This is a genomic window from Streptomyces sp. LUP47B, from assembly GCF_001746295.1.
Classification (GTDB): domain Bacteria; phylum Actinomycetota; class Actinomycetes; order Streptomycetales; family Streptomycetaceae; genus Streptomyces.
Genome location: NZ_MJAH01000001.1, coordinates 143,176 through 159,374 on the forward strand (window position 1 = coordinate 143,176; position 16,199 = coordinate 159,374).

Consider the following 16,199-nt stretch of genomic DNA (forward strand, 5'->3'; position numbering starts at 1 on the left):
GAGAAGGGACAGCACCGCCAGCCATTGCCGTGGCGTTCGGCAGCAACCGCAATGACGTCAGCCAGCTTCTAAAGCGGGTGGTGGTACCAGCGCCGGTGCACCACAGGTTCGACGCACAGCACAGCGGCGCCTGCGATCGCGCCGACCAGCAGGGCGGAACCACCGCCGCCGTTGATGACCGCGCCGAGGCACGCGGCGGCAACGGCGAGCGGACGCATCAGGGTCAGCGGGCCGAGGCCGATGACCATCGCGAGGGTGCTGGCACGAAATGGCAGGACGAAGTAGGCGGCGAGCGAGAGCAGTACGGCGGTGGCGTAGACGGTGAGAGGGAGCAGGTATCCGAGGCCGCCGGCAGTCAGGGTGTTGTATGTCCGGGCCTGGGCTGGTGCGGTGAGCAGCAGGAGGGCTGCGGTCAGCGCGGGCGCGAGCAGCAGGACGGCCCCGACTGTCAGTCCACGCAGGGCGGCCCGGGTGATGGCCCGGTGTTTACCAATGCGGGCGTCGCGGCCGGCATAAGCGCGGAAGCCGCTGAATGCCGCGTCGACCAGACCAAGCAGCGCGAGTGGTACGGCGGGGGTCATCGGGCGGCCTCGGCGAGATGCTCCGGACCGACCAGTCGGCGTGCTGCCCGCCCGAGGGCCCGGCGAAGCGGCTCCTCCAACTGCGGGCGCACTCCGATGACCGGGCGCAATGTGGTGCAGAACGGGTTCACCGCGCCGCGCGGCTCGTACAGCAGCGGCCGGATGCCGGGTAGGTCGGCGGCGCGCAACAGTGTCTCGTCGCTGTGCGCGCGCCGCGCGGAGGCGACGCCGTCGTGACGGCCGAGCGGGTGGCGCATCCGGGCACGGTGGAAGATCCATGCACCGATGGGTGCGAGGCGGGTTGCGGCGATGTCGAAGTGGCAGAAGGCCTGCGCCGGTGAGGTGGCCTGGGCATGAAAGAACTTGGCCAGGGCGGGACCACGGAAATGGTGCAGCACACCGGTGGAGACGTAGACGGTCGCCGCCTTCGGCAGGTCGAAGGCATTGCCGTGGATGAAGTGGCAGTTGAGCCCCTCTGCGTGGGCAAGGCGTTCCGCTTCGCCGACCAGCGTGGCGTCGAGGTCGACCCCGATCAGCTCCACGTCCGCGCCGAGGGCGTTGGTAGCCGCCAGCCAGCGGACCAGGTAGCCCAGGCCGCAACCGACGTCGACCAGGCAGTACGGCCCAGACTGCCGGGTAGTTGCGCGGATGGCGGTGAAGAGCGGGCCGAGCACATGGATCAGGCGTTCGCCGATCCGGAGTTCCTCGCTCAGGCGCTGGAGTTCGGTGTGCACGCTGATGAGCAGGCGGTCCACGGCGTGTGGGTCGAGTACGCCGTCTTGGTCAGCGGGCAACCCGGCGACGATCCCGGCCGCGCGCTCGTCACCGCTCGCGCGGAGCTGCTTGATCACCTTGGCGCGCCGGACCGGGAGCCGGTGGCCGCTGTGGGGATCCACCGCCGTGATCAGGTCGGAAATCTCAAGCTGGTGCACGAGGCAGACCCTACGTTCTCCCCTGCCCAGCGCAGCGGGCCAGCTGCCCCCGCCTGTGGGGAGGGGGACGACGTGTGCACGGATGTACACGATTGCTCGCGTCACCTGGCTGACCGAAGCAAAGCTGAAGGGCGTGTCCACAACCTCTCGCATTCCCTCGGCACCGATGCTGTCGAGACCCGTCCGTTCTCGTGGACATAGCGCGCCTCCCCTACCGCCTGAGCTCGCCCGCACCTCGCGAACCCGCCCACTGATCATCCAGGGCTGCTGACTAACGTGGGTGTATGGGCCCGGGTTGGTGAAGTCCGGCGGGCTCAGCCGACGCGGCGGGGGCGGCCGACCGGGGTGGATGCCACGCCGAGGTGTTCGAGCAGAAGCCCTTCCCTGGTGGACCAGGGGCAGATCTCGACGCTCGTGGCTCCGCAAGCTTCCATGAGCGCCTGGGCGATCAGGGCTCCGGCCAGGGACTGCTCGGCACGGTGCCGGGAAATGCCCGGCAGCTTGGCCCGGCGGGACGGTGCCGCGTCGGCCAGCAAGGAGACTGCCGTGTGCAGTCGGGGCAGGGTCAGCCGCCGTCGCGTGCGGGGTGTCCCGCTCTGGGCGGCGGCGAGCCGGGCAAGCTGCTCGAAGGTCTTGGAGCAGGCCAGCACCCGCACTCCCGGCTCCGCTTGCGGCAGGCCGGGGACGGCTTCCAGGGACCGGCGGAGGTGCTGAAGGATCCTGGCCAGGGATTGTCGGGACGGCACTGTGCCGCCGGGAAGCCAGTCCCGGGTGATCCTGCGGGCGCCCAGCGGCAGCGAGTGGACGACGCGGGGCTGGTCCTTGGTGCCGGCGGCGATCTCCACGGTGCCGCCGCCGATGTCCAGGACCAACAACTGCCCGGCCGTCGGGCCTGCCCATTGGCGGGCGGCCACATAGGCCAGCCGCGCCTCCTCTTCGCCGGGCAGCACGCGCAGGCGTGTGCCGGTGGCGCGGGCCACTCGCGCGATGACCTCGTCGCAGTTGGGCGCGTCCCGGATGACGGAGGTCGCGAACGCGAACACCTCCAGTCCGCGCGGACGCGGGTCGGCGGCGACGGCCTCGGCAACCGCCCGCTCGACACTCTTCATGCCGTCATTGTCCAGACGGCCCTTGCGGTCGAGGGTCTCGTGCAGGCTCAGCCGCACCTTGCGGGAAAACACCGGCTCCAGCACCGCACCCGGACGCCGCTGCACCACTGTCAGCAGAGCACTGTGGCACCCGACATCGAGCACCCCTGCCTGCCGCATCCCATCGCCTCCCCTGGTCCCGCAACCGGCCCAGCCGGCCTCCCCAACTTCCGGCGCCCCTCGACGACAGCAAGCCTGGATCCGGGCCAGCGTGCAAGCATATCGTCACCACGCGTGCACCCTCCGCGCCTGGCCCACGGTGAGGATGGAGGACTGGTCGACCGGTTTCCCTGCCGCAGGCAGGAAGGAGGCGTGGTTCCCCACCCCCTACCGTGCGCGGCTCGCCTGCAAGTGGCCCGAGCTGCGCGTGCGCCGGCCCTCGCGGGCGGTGTCCGATCCGACCGCCGTGCGGTTGACGGTGGGCCGCGCCTTGACAGTTGCCGAGCCTCCGCTTGCCTTCCTCCAGGACGCGCGGAGCCACGGCGGCGTGTGCCGGCCACTGGACTGGATGGCCGAGGTCCACCACCCGATCGGCAACGGCGAGGCCGTCATCCCCGACGCCCTCCTGTACTCCCAGCGCGGCCCAGTCAGCAGTGACGGCGGCCCGATGCTGCGGGCGTTCGTGGAAGTCGACCGCGCCCCATGGCCCCGGAACGTCTCGCCGCCAAGCTGACCGCCTACGCTCGCCTCCACTTCTGCGTGCCCCGGTCCCGGGGGCCCGGGCGAACTTCCAGCAGCAGTGGCTGGAGGAATTGCGGCGGCGCTACCCGCTCTTACGCGGCCGCCCGGGACTTGGTGCCCTTCCTGCACCAGGTCCCCGTCCTCGCGGCCCCGCTGACCGTCCTGTTCCAGCACGGCCCAGCCGAACCGGTAGGGCACCCCGTTCAGAACCTTCGACAGCAGAGTGAGCTGGTACCCGTCCTGGCACCGGTAGCCCACCCGTCGCACCTCGTTCATACCCGCTGCAGACGGTGCTACGGCGGGCGGCGCGTGAGCCGGCGGGGAACCATCGAACACGTGCGCCAGGACGCCTACCAGCTGATCAGCATCACGCTGCCGCTGGCGCCGCTGGCCATGCCGAACAGGACGACCGGTGTGCCCGGTCGTAGTCGGCCTTGGTCCGCGGCGAGGGCGAGTTGGAGGGGGAGGGTGGCTGCGTGAGCGGCTGCCCGGCACACGGCAAGGCGGTGCGGCGCGACGGCACTCAGCCTGCACTTCGGTTGGCGGGTTAGCGCTTGAGCTGGCGGGGCCGGCCTCCTGGTCGCGGAAGAGGACGTCGCCGTCGGGGTTGCCCTCGGGCGGCGGACCGAGGACTGCCACGCACACACGGATACCACCCACCGGGGATGCCCGGGACGCTCACGCTCCCGGCAGTGCGCTGTCTGGAGATCACTCCCGCGCCCGGGCGGCGAGGCTCGTCGGACGGGTGCGCAGGACGACCTCGACGGACGACAGGGCGAAGCGGACCGCGCCGGTCAGCACGCCGTCGTCGCCGAGGGCGGACAGCCGCCAGTGCGGCGGGTCGACCAGCAGTGTCCGCGCGTGCCGACGGGCGGCGGCGAGCAGGAGGTCGGCGGCCGGGGCGGTCTCGGGGTTCGGGAACTGGCCGGTGCCGATGACGACCAAGGCCGGATCGAGGGCGAGCAGTACGGGAGCGATGCCTTCGGCGAGCCGTCGGCCGTACGACTCGACGGCGGCGACCGCGTCCGCCTCACCGGCCGCGGCAGCCGCGACGACGGCCGCGGGCAGGGGTTCCAGTCCGGGGTCATCCGGTGAACCAGCGAAGCCGAGCGGGGCAGAGGAGCCGCGGGTACCGGACGGACCCGGAAAGCGGATGAATCCGATCTCCCCGGCCGCCCCGTGATGCCCCCGCAGCAAACGGCCGCCGGTGATGACGCCGGCGCCGAGGCGCTCGCCGAGCAGCACGAACACCATCTCGTCGACCATCCTGCCGCCCGCTGCGCCGCTTCCCTGACCGGACGGTTCGGAAGGCCGGTCCTGCGACCGCTCACCGACCGATGCCGTCGCGCGTAGACCGGCCGGTGCTGCGGGGCGCTCACCGGACGGTTGCGCGGGCCGTTCAGATCGCCCCCCACCCGGAGGGGGCTCGGGCGACCACTCGCGGGTCCGTCGGCCGTCGGCCGTCCGTTCGCGTTCGAAACCGCCTCGCGGCGCGACCCGGGCCCGACCGACCCCCCGCCACTGCTCGCCGAGTGCGGCGAGGTTGGCGTCGTTCTCCACGGCCACCGGGCAGTGCAGAAGGTCGCGCAGGATGGCGGCGATGTCGGTGTCGGCCCAGGTACGCAGGTTGTCGGCCTTGCGTACGCGGGCGTTGGCCCGGTCGACGAGGCCGGGGGTGCCGACGGTGGCCGCCCAGACCCGGGCGGGGTCGATTGCGGCCTCGGCCATGGCTTGCTGGATCAGCGAGGTGACGGTGCGGGCGCGGGCCGCACCCGCGAGATCGGCGCGCACCGTCCGGCGCCGCACGACGACCGGTTCGCCGTCGAGGTCGGCGAGGCAGGCGGTGACCGAGCGGGGACGGACGTCGACGCCGACGACGAAGCCGGCGTGCGCGCGGAAGCGGAAACGGCGGGCCGGGCGGCCCGGCGAGCGCTGGCCGCGCGCGGACAACGCGGGCGCGGCCTCGATCAACTCGCAGTCGGCCAGTTCCTCGACGATGGCCTCCACCGTGGGGCGCGACAGGCTGGTGGCCTGGGCGAGTTCGGACAGTCGCGGGTGCGGGTCGGCCGAGCGTACGACGGCGAGCACGGCCGCCGCGTTCGTCGCACGCAGGTCCGCCACGGCGACCACCGCCGGTGTGCTCGGTGCCGTCGGCTGCGCGGCTCCGCTCAGCGGCCAGAGGGCCTCCGTATCCGGGAACGCCACTGCCACCTCCTCGTGAAGTCTTGACGCCGACCGGCGTCATGCTGATTATAAAACGCAGCTGCTTTATTAAAAGCCCTGTGCGGCGCTGGATTCTGCGCAGCGCCCGCCTTCCCACGGCCCAAGCCCCGGACCGGCCCCACCCGGCGCCCTGTATCCCTCTCCGCCGTTCCAGGAGACACCGCCATGAGCCACAGCCGCCCCCGTCCTCCGGCACACCTGCCCAGACGCCTCTTCCTCGCCGCCGCCGGAACAACTCTGCTCGCCGCATGCGGCAGTTCCCTCACCCCAGGGGCCAAGTCGGCCGCGAGCACCAGCACTTCCGGCCCCGCGGCGACCGCCATCCCGACCGACAAGAAGATCACCCTGGTGGTCGCCGACGCGGACGACACCACCATGACGCCCGCCCTGCTGGCAGCCTTTCACGCCAAGCACCCCAACATCACCTTCAAGCGCCAGTACACCGGCTGGGACGACTACCTCAAGAGCATGAACACGACGATGTCGGCGGACACCGCCCCCGACATCGCCCAGTTCGTGTCCGGCATGAACAACCTGGTCAAGGGCCGGCTCCTGCTCGACGTCGGCGCGTACAGCACGGCGTACGGCTGGCCGGACAGGTTTCCCGGCCTCGACCAGATCACCTTCACCGCCGATGGCCGCACCACCGGCACCGGCGCCCTGTACGGCGTGCCCGGCGGGCTGTCCTTCGAGGGCGTCTACTACAACAAGGCCAAGGTGAACAAGCTCGGCATCACCGTTCCCCCTGCTTCCATCGCCGAGTTGGAGGCGATGTTCGCCAAGGCCAAGGCGGCCGGTGAGACCGCGCTCGTCGCGGGCAACCTCGACGGCGGCCTCAACCACCCCTTCAACGTGCTGCTGTCCGTCTACATGAAGCCGGCCGACCGGCAGGCCTGGGCGTTCGGCCACAAGGGCGCCAAGATCACCGGCGCGGAGGCCGTCGCCGCGGCCGACACCCTCAAACGCTGGATGGACAAGGGCTACATGACGCCGAAGGTCAACGGCGTCAGCGACAACGACGCCACCGCCGCCTTCGCCAAGGGCACCGGCGTCTTCCGCATCAGCGGCAACTGGGCGGCGGCCGCGGTCGCCAAGGGCCTCGGCGACAACGCGGGTCTGTTCAACGCGCCGCCCGCCGACAAGGGCGCCGCCCTGCACACCACCGGCGCCGGCGTGTACTACTGCGTGTCCGGCAACACGAAGAACGCCGCCGCGGCCGCCGCCTTCCTCGAGTTCTGCGCAAGCGCCGAGGCCGCGCCCATCATCGCCAAGTCCGGCTTCATGGCCCCCGACGCCACCTCCATGCCACAGCAGAGCGGGCTGCTCGGCGACGTCGGCAGCGGCTGGCAGGCGATCGCCAAGGACTCCGGCCTGGAACCGTTCATCCAGAACGCCTCCACCCCCACCATGCCGGACACGCTCACCACCCAGCTGCAACTCCTGGCCGGCGGCAAGGTCGGCGTCGAGAAGTTCCTGGCCAACCTGCAGTCCAACTTCGACCAGTACCACGCCTGATGGCCCTCACCACCCACCGTCCCCCGCCCGTGCCGCCCGGCCCCGCCCGCACCCGGGCCGGGCGCCAGACCGGGGCCCGCCGGCGCAGGCGCCGCCGCGCGACGGCCCTGCTGTACGTGCTGCCGGCCCTGCTGCCGTACACGCTGTTCGCCGTGCTGCCCGCCCTGCACACCGCCTACCTGTCCCTGTTCGACTGGGACGGTGTGACCCTGCCGTCCTTCACCGGGTTCGCCAACTACCGCAAGGTCTTCAGCGATCCGCAACTGCGCGCGGCGGCCTGGCACGCGGGCGCCCTCGTCCTGTTCTTCTCCGTGCTGCCCATCTTCATCGGCCTGGTCTCGGCGGCCATCGCCGCCCGCCGCTCCGGCCGCCGCGGCACCGCCGCCGTCCGCACGCTGCTGTTCCTGCCGCAGGTCGTCCCGCTGGTCGCGGTCGCCATCATCTGGCGCTGGGTGTACGCCGAGGACGGCACCCTCAACCAGCTGCTCCGTGCGGTCGGCCTCGGCCGCTTCGCCGACTCGTGGCTGGGCAGCTTCACCTGGTCGCTGCCCGCCGTGGGACTGATCGGCACCTGGGTGGTGGCCGGGCTGTGCATGGTGCTGTTCCTGTCCGGCACACAACGCATCGACCAGGAGATTTACGAGGCCGCGCGGATGGACGGCGCAGGCCCGGTACGGGAGTTCTGCTCCATCACCGTGCCGCTGCTGCGCCCCGAGATCGCCGTCGCCCTGTCCATCACCGTGATCGCGGCACTGTCCAGCTTCGACCTGATCTACATCACCACCGGCGGCGGGCCGGGCAACAGCACCGTGGTGCCCGGCATCCTCATCTACCGTCTCGCCTTCGGCGGCGGCCAGGTGGGGCTGGCCAGCGCGCTCGCGGTGGTCCTGACGGCGGTCATCTCCATCGCCGTGCTGGTCATCAACCGCCTTGCCCGGGAGGCCCCGTGACGACCCCCGCACCCGTCCGCACCGTACGGGGCCTGGCCGCGCCCGTCGTGCTCGCCGTGTTCTGCGCCGCCGTCCTCGTCCCGTTCCTGTCCCTCCTGCTGGCCTCGGTACAGCCCGCCGGGACACCCCTGACCGGGCTGGCCCTGCCCCGGCACGGCATCCATCTGGAGAACTTCGCGCACGCCTGGTCACGGGCCGGGTTCGGGCCGCTGCTGCGCTCCAGCGCGGTCATCGCCCTCGCGGTCGTCCCGGCCGCGGTCCTGTGCGCCACCCTCGCCGGGTACGCGCTGGCCACCATGGACGTCCCCGGCGGCGGAAAGCTGTACACATACCTGCTGCTGGGACTGTCGATCCCGACCGAGGTCACCGTCATCCCGCTCTACTACGACCTGCGGGCGCTGGGGCTGACCAACACCGTGCCGGGCCTGGCGCTGGCGGAGATCGCCGCCTTCATGCCGTTCGGCGTGTTCTGGATGCGGGCGCACTTCGCGACCATGCCGCGCAGCCTCATCGAGGCCGCCCGGCTGGACGGCGCCTCGTCCTGGACCACGCTGTGGCGGGTCCTGATGCCCAGCTCCCGGCCGGCCGTCACCACGCTCGGCGTCCTGTACTTCGTGTGGAGCTGGAACCAGTTCCTGCTGCCCCTGATCCTCATCCAGGACCCGAGCAGGCGCACCGCTCCGGCCGGACTCGGCTTCTTCACCGGACAGTACGGCGTCGACGTGCCCTCGCTCGCCGCGGCGACACTCATCGTCATCGCCCCGGTCCTCGCCGTCTACCTGTTCTTCCAGCGGCACTTCATCAACGGCGTGCTCAGCGGCGCGCTCAAGGGCTAGGAGGCCCCCGGCAGATGGCAGAACTCGACGTGGCGCTGATCGGCGCGGGCGGCATCGCCCGTACCCATCTGCCCGCCTGGACCGCACTGCGTGCCCATGTCCGCATCTACGCACCCGACGACCGGGCCCCCGCCCTGGCCCGTGAGTTCGGCGCCACCCTCGCCGGCACGCGCAAGGAGGCGATCGCCGGAGCGACCGTGGTGGACGTGTGCACCCCCACCGACACCCACCCCGAAATCGCGCTCGCCGCGCTCGCCGCCGGCGCGCACGTCCTGTGCGAGAAGCCCCTGGCGCTCACCACCGCCGACGCCGCGCTGCTCGCCGCCACCGCCCAGGCCGCTGGTCTGCGCCTGTACCCCGGGCACGTGGTGCGCTTCTTCCCCGCCTACGCCCGGCTGCGCGATCTGGTCGCCGACGGGGCGCTGGGCCGTGTCGCGGTGGCCCGGTTCACCCGCACCGGCCGCTACCCCACATGGAGCCCCTGGTTCGCCGACCCGGCGCGCTCCGGGGGGATCCTCGTCGACCAGATGATCCACGACTTCGACATCGCCCGCTGGCTGTTCGGCGAGGTCATCCGCGTCCACGCCCACCAGCGCGGCCACCTCACCGCTCCCGCCCCGGACGGTGCCGTGGCCTGCGGCACCGCCGTACTCACCCACGAGAGCGGTGTGATCACGCAAGTGGTGGGCGTGTGGGCACCGCCGAACACTCCCTTCCGCACGACCTTCCACGTCTCCGGCACCGGAGGCACCCTCAGCCACGACTCGCTGGACTCCCCCGGCCTGCGGGTCACCGGCAGCGACCGCGGCGCCGCCGGAGCGCAGGGAATCCCGTCCGGCGACTTCGGCGAGTCCCCGTACACCACCCAGATAGCCGAGTTCACCGCCGCCTTCGCCGGGCACGGCCCCGAGCCCCGGGTGAGCGCCACAGACGGCGTGGCGGCCGTCCGCATCGCCGAAGCCGCCGTCGCGTCCGCCCGCACCGGGCAGGCCGTGGCCCTCGAAGGGAGCCCCGCGTGAGAGTCGCCGTCCTGTCCTTCGCCCACGTGCACGCCGCCACCTACCTCACCCTGCTGCGCGACCGCGACGACGTCGAACTCGTCGCCGCCGACCCCGACGCCCCGCCCGGCGACCCCGACCGCGGCCGGGCCCTGGCCGAGCGGCTCGCAGTGCCGTACGCCGAATCCTGGGACGAGGTCTTCGCGCAGCCCCTCGACGCGGCCATCGTCACCAGCGAGAACACCCGCCACCGCAGACTCGTCGAGCGGGCCGCGGCCGCCGGCGCCCACGTGCTGTGCGAGAAGCCGCTGGCCACCACCGAGGCCGACGCCCGCGCCGTCATCGACGCCTGCGCCCGCGCCGGGGTCGGCCTGATGACCGCCTACCCGGTCCGCTTCGGCCCCGCCTTCACCGCGCTGCACCACGCCGTCAGCGACGGCTCCCTCGGCCGCCTGGTCAGCGTCCACGGCACCAACAACGGCTCGAATCCGGCACGTTCGAGCCCGTGGTTCGGCAGCCGCGAACTCGCCGGCGGCGGCGCGATCATGGACCACACGGTGCACATCGCCGACCTGCTGGACGTACTCCTCGACGGCGAACAGGCCGCCGAGGTCTACGCCCAGGCCAACGCCGTCCTGGACACCGACCTCGGCCTCGACGTCGAGACCGCCGGCCTGGTCACCATCCGCTACCCCGGCGGCACCGTCGCCGCCATCGACTGCAGCTGGAGCCACCCCAAGGACCACCCCACCTGGGGCGGCCTGACGCTGACCTGTGTGGGCGAGCGGGCGATCGTCGAACTCGACGCCTTTCCCCGGCTGTTGGGCGGCTTCGACACCGCCACCGCCCGCGCCCGCTGGGAGTCCGGCGGCGACGACCTCGACGCGGCGATGCTCGATGCCTTCCTCGATGCGGCCCGCACCGGCCGCCGGCCCACCCCGGACGGGGAGGCGGGACTGCGGTCCCTGCGGGTGGTGCTGGCGGCCTATGAATCACTGCGGACAGGACAGCCGGTGGCACTGCCGGACTGAGGCCCGCGCTCACCCGACCGGACCCGCGCTCGGCGGCCGCGTGGACCGGGCTGGACTCCCGCTCACCGAGCCCTGTCCGAGGCGAGAGGACCTGTCCGGCCGATCATGGTCGTGGAAGGTCCGGCATGATGCCGGGGTGAGCACCATCGTCGAGTTCTTCGCGGCTCCGGATGACGCGTCAGCGGCTCTGGTTCTTCAGACCGGGCCGCGCCGCGCATTCGAGTCGCTCTCCTTCGGCAACTTTGATCCCGAAGAGGGTGTGGTCGAGTGGGGAGTGCCTGTTTGCCGGCGTCACCTTCGAGTAACTCGTTGAAGCTGACGAGCCTCGTCTCGTCGCCGGCCAGGGCGATGACGGGTGCGTCGTCTTCGTGATCTCACCTCGCCTGTCCGCAGCGCTCGCCGAGGCCGAGCGGTCCGAGTTGAAGGATGCCGCTGTCGCATGGTCCTTTCATCGGGCGGAGGACGGCGAGGTCATCGACCCGGAGATCGCCGAAGTGATCCTGAGTGATCTGGCTGCTCTCGTCAGCAGAGCCCGACGCCAGGGCCAGAACGTCTACTGCTGGGTCGCGTAGGAGTTCACGTTCGGAGCCAACTCCACGGCGGTGTCAGTCACTTGACGTCTCTCCCGTGATCGTCGGATCCGCCGTTAGATTTAGGTGCTTCGGCGGTAGCGCTCCGTACGAGGTCGCCCAGTCCTGCTGCCGGGGCGCGATCAACAGCATCCTCAACCTGGCGCCGACGGACATCGAGGGCATCGAGGCAGCCAGGGACGCTGTCACGGATGCAGCCAAGTCCGCCGTCGCAGTCTGTCGTGCCGACGGCTCCGTCCCGCAAGGGCTGCTGGATGAACTTGCTGCTGCGGTCGATGCGCTGCGCGCGGAGGAAGCAAATCCGGTCGGGCGGCGCATCCGTCAGATCGGGCACCTGGTGCAGGAACTGACGCGCCAGGAGAGGGGCCTGGCCGAGGTGGAGGCCGTGCGCAGCTCCTGGACCCGGTTCTACCGGGACACCTCCGGCGTCGTGCACGGGTCGGGCGCCACGCCCGAACAGTCCCGCGAGCGGTTCGAGGGCGTGGTGGCCGCCTTCGAGCAGCTCGCGGGACTGTTCGGGCGTGGCGAACGGCTGAGGCAACTGGCGCTCAGTGAGCAGCCCTCGCGCGCCCGGCTCACAGGCGCACGCTGACTGGCTCTAACAAAGCGAGTTGATCATGTGACTGTCGGTCTGGTTGCTGGTTGATGAGGGCATAGGGAAGCGTCAGTCGCGGCCGTGGATGGTGTCGGACGAACCGTGGTCGTTGATCGAGCCGTTGTTGCCAGAGCAGGCGCCGAAGCTGGTGGAGGGACGGCCGCGAGTGCCCGACCGGCAGGCGTTGTGCGGCATTCTGTTCGTGCTGCACACCGGCATCCAGTGGGAGTTACTGCCCCAGGAGCTGGGCTTCGGCTCAGGGATGACCTGCTGGCGCCGCCTGGCGGCCTGGAACGAGGCCGGCGTCTGGCAGACGCTGCTGCTGAACAAGCCTGCGCCCGAAGGACCAGCTGGACTGGTCGCGGGCGATGATCGACTCCCAATCCCACCCCGGGACGTCGTCGAGATGAACCGCGGCGCCCACCGGTGACCACGCCTGTCGTCGACCCGCGGCGCACACCCCGTACGAGAAGCGCCCCACATCCCCTCTCGTGCGGAGCGCCGCGGCCAAGTTCCACGCACGCCTGGGCGGTCAGCGACGAGTTCAGTCAGCACATCGGCCGTCAGGCCCGTGATCGGCCGGTTGCTGATGATCACTGCATGAGTCGCTTTCCCCCCACCTGACCGTGATCAACGGTCAAGCGCGTGGCGTCTCACCGCTGACCATGCACGAGATCGTTAGCCCAACGGCAACCGGATGCCGGACCTCGTCAGCGCGATGGATCTGCTGGTCATCGGCATCGCCGTACCCCTGGTTGGAAAGGACGTATTCGAGGGGCTGCCGCCTGGTGTCGGAGGTGAGCCACTCGAAGAGCAGGGCCAGGGACAGTGCGGGCACATCGAGCAGTTCCGCTTCTGCGCGGATGCCGACGGACGGGCTCAATCGCCTGCACGGCATCCTGGACGTGCACGCTGTGCTGCCGACGCAGGTGCTCGTAGAGGTCTCCGGCCTCAGTTCCTCCGTGGCCAGGGTGGCGGCTCCCCCACTTCCCTAGCCTCGCCTACAACTTCTCAACTCAGCGATGCCATGGGGGACTTCCCTGGTCGCACCTCTTGACGGCTTTGGTTTAGACCTTTAGGTTCACCAGCCAGCAGACCTTCCATGCATGCATCCCTTGCACACATACGTGAACACCCGTGTTCGCTTCTCATCGCGCCCACATAGGCGGCGTCCACCCCCCACCTCAGGACGAAAGGCCCCTCTCCATGCAACGTCTGGCCCTGCGCTGCGCTCTCGCCCTCTCGCTTGGCCTCACCGCCGTTGGCACGCTCGCAGCCCCCTCCGCCTCGGCCGCCACCGGCACGATCACCGGCCTGGCCGGCAAGTGCCTCGACGTGGCCGGAGCAAGTTCGGCCGACGGCACAGCCGTACTGCTCTACGACTGCAACGGCACCACTGCTCAGCAGTGGACGGTCGGTTCCGACGGCACTATCCGGGCGCTCGGCAAGTGCCTTGACGTCACTGGCAGTTCGACCGCCAACGGGGCCCAGCTCCAGCTCTGGACATGCGGTGGCGGCGCCAACCAGAAGTGGACAGTCAGCGCCGCCCGCGACATCGTCAACCCGGCCGCCAACAAGTGCCTGGACGTCACCGGCAACTCCTCCGCCAACGGCACCCGCACCCAGATCTGGACCTGCACCGGAGCCGCCAACCAGAAGTGGAACGCGCCCGCCGCCGACGGCGGCACGACTCCCCCAAACTCCGCACCGATGGCCGTTGCGCCCTACCTCTACAACGGCTGGGGCAATCCGCCCAGCCCTACGACTGTCATGAACGCGACCGGCGTGAAGTGGTTCACGCTGGCTTTCGTCCTGAGCAACGGCTACTGCAACCCGCAGTGGGACGGCGGCCGCGCGCTGACAGGCGGAGTCGACCAGCAGACGATCAGCACAGTGCGTGCGAACGGCGGCGATGTCGTCCCGTCCTTCGGCGGCTACAGCGGCAACAAGCTGGAGAGTTCCTGCTCCAGCGCCGGCGAGCTGGCGGCGGCGTACCAGAAGGTCATCAGCACCTACTCGCTGAAGGCGATAGACATCGACCTGGAGGCCGACGCGTACAGCAACCCCACCGTGCAGCAACGGACCGTGGACGCGCTCAAGACCGTCAAGGCCAGCAACCCGGGCATCAAGGTGTACGTCACCATCGGCACCGGGCAGAGCGGTCCCGACACGAGCCTGATCAACCGAGCCGCATCCTCCGGGCTGACCGTGGACGCCTGGACAATCATGCCGTTCGACTTCGGCGGCGCCGGCCAGAACATGGGCACCCTCACCCAGCGGGCGGCCGAGGGGCTGAAGACCGCGCTGAAGAACGCGTACGGCTACAGCGACGACGCGGCCTACCGCGCCATGGGCATCTCGTCGATGAACGGCATCACCGACGACAACGAGACCGTCACCACCACCGACTTCCAGACCATCCTCGGCTACGCGCAGGCCCATCACCTGGCGCGGTTGACGTTCTGGTCCGCGAACCGTGACCGCCCCTGTGCGGGTGCCTACCCGAACGACGACACCTGCTCGGGCGTGAGCCAGAGCAACTGGCAGTTCACCAGCATCTTCGCCCGGTACACCGGCTGACGCACGCACTCCGCACCCGAACCCCGACTCCGCGCACCACAGCAGTATCCGTGCTCCGAGCAGAAACCGACCAGCCCCCTCCCCTGACGAGAGCGCTCATGGCGACGGCCGGCCACCAGGTGAAGGGCAACCGGACACCCGCGAGCCATCCGACTACGGCAGCCATCGCCATCTGAGCAACTACCCGTAGACCACACGGAAAGGATCGACCAGAAGATGAGCACCGTCCGATCCGGCTCCACCCGCGCACTGCTGCGGGTCCTGCTCCTGCTGGCCACACTGCTGGGCCTCACGGCCGTACCGCCCGTCGCACAGGCGAGCACCGCCGCGACCCCGTTCAGGGTCCTCGCCCTGTACAGCGGCACTTACGACGCGGCGCACATCGACTTCGACAAGGAGGCGAACGTATGGTTCCCGCAGCAGGCGGCCGCCAACGGCTTCACCTACACGGCCAGTACCAACTGGGACCTGCTCGCCAACGGCGGGGTCAACGCCTACCAAGTCGTCTTATTTCTGGATGATCTGCCGCAGACATCCGCCCAACGCTCCGGTTTCGAGGCGTACATGAGGGGTGGGGGCGGCTTCATGGGCTTCCACGTCTCGGCGTTCACGACCGACGCGGCAAGCTGGTCCTGGTACCACAACACATTCCTGGGTTCAGGCAACTTCGCGTCCAACACCTGGGGGCCGACCGCGGTAACCCTGAAGGTCGAGGACCACACGAGCCCGGCCACCGTGAACCTGCCGGCCACCTTCACCTCGTCGGTCAGCGAGTGGTACAGCTGGTCCACGGACCTGCGGCAGAACCCGGACATCAAGATCCTGGCATCGATCGACCCCAGCAGTTTTCCGGTCGGCACCGACCCCAACCAATCCTGGTACAGCGGCTATTACCCGATCCTGTGGACCAACACGAAGTACCGGATGCTGTACGCAAACTTCGGCCACAACGCGATGAAATACACGACCAACACACGGCTCTCCTCCACGTTCGCAAGCGCGACCCAGAACCGATTCCTGCTTGACGGGCTCAAGTGGCTGGGCGGGGGCGGAACCACGACCCCGCCGACCGGCGACCAGATCTCCGAGACCGCCTGGTACACCGTTCAGAACGGCGGTAACGGCACGTGCGTGGACGCCCGTTCGGCAGCCACCGTAAACGGGACGGCAATCCAGCAGTACGCCTGCAACGGCACAACCGCGCAGCAGTACCAATTCCGGAGCACCGACAGCGGGTACATGCAGATCACCGCCCGCGGCAACCCCGCGCAGGTGATCGACGTGACCGACCGCTCGACGGCGGACAACGCGCCGTTGCAGCTGTGGGCCTACTCCGGTGGCACGAATCAGCAATGGCAGCCGGTGCGTGAGACAAGCGGGCGCTATCACTTCGTCGCCCGGCACAGCGGCAAGTGTCTGACGGCCGCCCCAATACCGACGAACAGTATCCAGCTCACCAAGCGGACCTGCGACGGATCGGCCACGCAGGACTTCCAGCTCACTGCACAGTCGTGAGCCACCGCACGGCTGGGCATAACT

At 70.2% G+C, this 16,199-nt stretch carries 15 protein-coding genes and 2 pseudogenes; 12 read left to right on the forward strand and 5 right to left on the reverse strand.

Annotated elements, in window-relative coordinates:
* Nucleotides 1-68: 68 nt before the first annotated feature.
* The 3 genes from BFN33_RS00640 to BFN33_RS00650 all read right to left on the reverse strand — a co-directional run bounded on the left by BFN33_RS00640 (nt 69) and on the right by BFN33_RS00650 (nt 2,781).
* Complete coding sequence (locus BFN33_RS00640; RefSeq protein WP_069757862.1) at nt 69-581, reverse strand: hypothetical protein; 513 nt, start codon at nt 579-581, stop codon at nt 69-71.
* Entirely contained in the window at nt 578-1,513 is a 936-nt protein-coding gene (locus BFN33_RS00645; RefSeq protein ID WP_069757863.1) for a class I SAM-dependent methyltransferase, read from the reverse strand. Before BFN33_RS00645 ends, BFN33_RS00640 begins: the two co-directional genes overlap by 4 nt.
* 314 nt (nt 1,514-1,827) lie before the next feature.
* Nucleotides 1,828-2,781 (reverse strand): Ppx/GppA phosphatase family protein, encoded by a 954-nt coding sequence (locus tag BFN33_RS00650; protein WP_069757864.1) that lies wholly within the window; start codon nt 2,779-2,781, stop codon nt 1,828-1,830.
* Nucleotides 2,782-2,872: 91 nt separating this feature from the next.
* Between BFN33_RS00650 and BFN33_RS00655 the strand changes: the two genes are divergently transcribed.
* A complete protein-coding gene (locus tag BFN33_RS00655) occupies nt 2,873-3,334 on the forward strand; it encodes a hypothetical protein (RefSeq protein WP_141757910.1) in 462 nt (153 codons plus the stop codon).
* Nucleotides 3,335-4,050: 716 nt separating this feature from the next.
* Here BFN33_RS00655 and BFN33_RS00660 read toward each other — a convergent pair.
* The gene (locus BFN33_RS00660; RefSeq protein ID WP_069757866.1) at nt 4,051-5,547 is read right to left on the reverse strand and encodes an ROK family protein; all 1,497 of its coding nucleotides are present in this window, start codon (nt 5,545-5,547) and stop codon (nt 4,051-4,053) included.
* A 183-nt stretch (nt 5,548-5,730) separates the two neighbouring features.
* On the opposite strand from BFN33_RS00660, the gene BFN33_RS00665 reads away from it, so the two are divergent.
* From BFN33_RS00665 to BFN33_RS00700, 9 genes and pseudogenes are all read left to right on the forward strand, one after another.
* A complete protein-coding gene (locus BFN33_RS00665; RefSeq protein WP_079140454.1) occupies nt 5,731-7,080 on the forward strand; it encodes an ABC transporter substrate-binding protein in 1,350 nt (449 codons plus the stop codon).
* Nucleotides 7,080-8,030, forward strand: coding sequence for a carbohydrate ABC transporter permease (locus tag BFN33_RS00670; protein WP_069757867.1), 951 nt, complete (start codon nt 7,080-7,082; stop codon nt 8,028-8,030). Before BFN33_RS00665 ends, BFN33_RS00670 begins: the two co-directional genes overlap by 1 nt.
* Nucleotides 8,027-8,866 (forward strand): carbohydrate ABC transporter permease, encoded by an 840-nt coding sequence (locus tag BFN33_RS00675; RefSeq protein ID WP_256122568.1) that lies wholly within the window; start codon nt 8,027-8,029, stop codon nt 8,864-8,866. The genes BFN33_RS00670 and BFN33_RS00675 overlap by 4 nt, the downstream gene beginning before the upstream one ends.
* Before the next feature lie 14 nt (nt 8,867-8,880).
* A complete protein-coding gene (locus tag BFN33_RS00680; protein ID WP_069757868.1) occupies nt 8,881-9,885 on the forward strand; it encodes a Gfo/Idh/MocA family protein in 1,005 nt (334 codons plus the stop codon).
* Entirely contained in the window at nt 9,882-10,895 is a 1,014-nt protein-coding gene (locus tag BFN33_RS00685) for a Gfo/Idh/MocA family protein (RefSeq protein ID WP_069757869.1), read from the forward strand. The genes BFN33_RS00680 and BFN33_RS00685 overlap by 4 nt, the downstream gene beginning before the upstream one ends.
* Before the next feature lie 136 nt (nt 10,896-11,031).
* Nucleotides 11,032-11,208: a hypothetical protein gene (locus tag BFN33_RS53870; protein ID WP_256122569.1), complete on the forward strand. Its 177-nt coding sequence runs from the start codon at nt 11,032-11,034 to the stop codon at nt 11,206-11,208.
* 55 nt (nt 11,209-11,263) lie between these two features.
* Nucleotides 11,264-11,467 (forward strand): hypothetical protein, encoded by a 204-nt coding sequence (locus BFN33_RS53875; protein ID WP_256122570.1) that lies wholly within the window; start codon nt 11,264-11,266, stop codon nt 11,465-11,467.
* Nucleotides 11,468-11,522: 55 nt separating this feature from the next.
* Nucleotides 11,523-12,077 (forward strand): hypothetical protein, encoded by a 555-nt coding sequence (locus BFN33_RS00695; RefSeq protein ID WP_069757870.1) that lies wholly within the window; start codon nt 11,523-11,525, stop codon nt 12,075-12,077.
* Nucleotides 12,078-12,165: 88 nt separating this feature from the next.
* Nucleotides 12,166-12,466: pseudogene (locus BFN33_RS00700) on the forward strand (transposase); the annotation flags it as partial.
* Nucleotides 12,467-12,837: 371 nt separating this feature from the next.
* On the opposite strand, the pseudogene BFN33_RS55315 reads toward BFN33_RS00700, so the two are convergent.
* A pseudogene (locus BFN33_RS55315) lies at nt 12,838-13,033 on the reverse strand (UTRA domain-containing protein); the annotation flags it as partial.
* Between the two features lie 253 nt (nt 13,034-13,286).
* Here BFN33_RS55315 and BFN33_RS00710 point away from each other — a divergent pair.
* Both BFN33_RS00710 and BFN33_RS00715 read left to right on the forward strand, forming a co-directional pair.
* Nucleotides 13,287-14,660 carry a chitinase gene (locus BFN33_RS00710; RefSeq protein WP_069757872.1) on the forward strand — a complete coding sequence of 458 codons (1,374 nt, stop codon included), beginning with the start codon at nt 13,287-13,289 and terminating at the stop codon, nt 14,658-14,660.
* Between the two features lie 216 nt (nt 14,661-14,876).
* Nucleotides 14,877-16,175, forward strand: a complete 1,299-nt coding sequence (locus BFN33_RS00715) for a ThuA domain-containing protein (protein ID WP_069757873.1) — start codon at nt 14,877-14,879, stop codon at nt 16,173-16,175.
* Nucleotides 16,176-16,199: the final 24 nt, after the last annotated feature.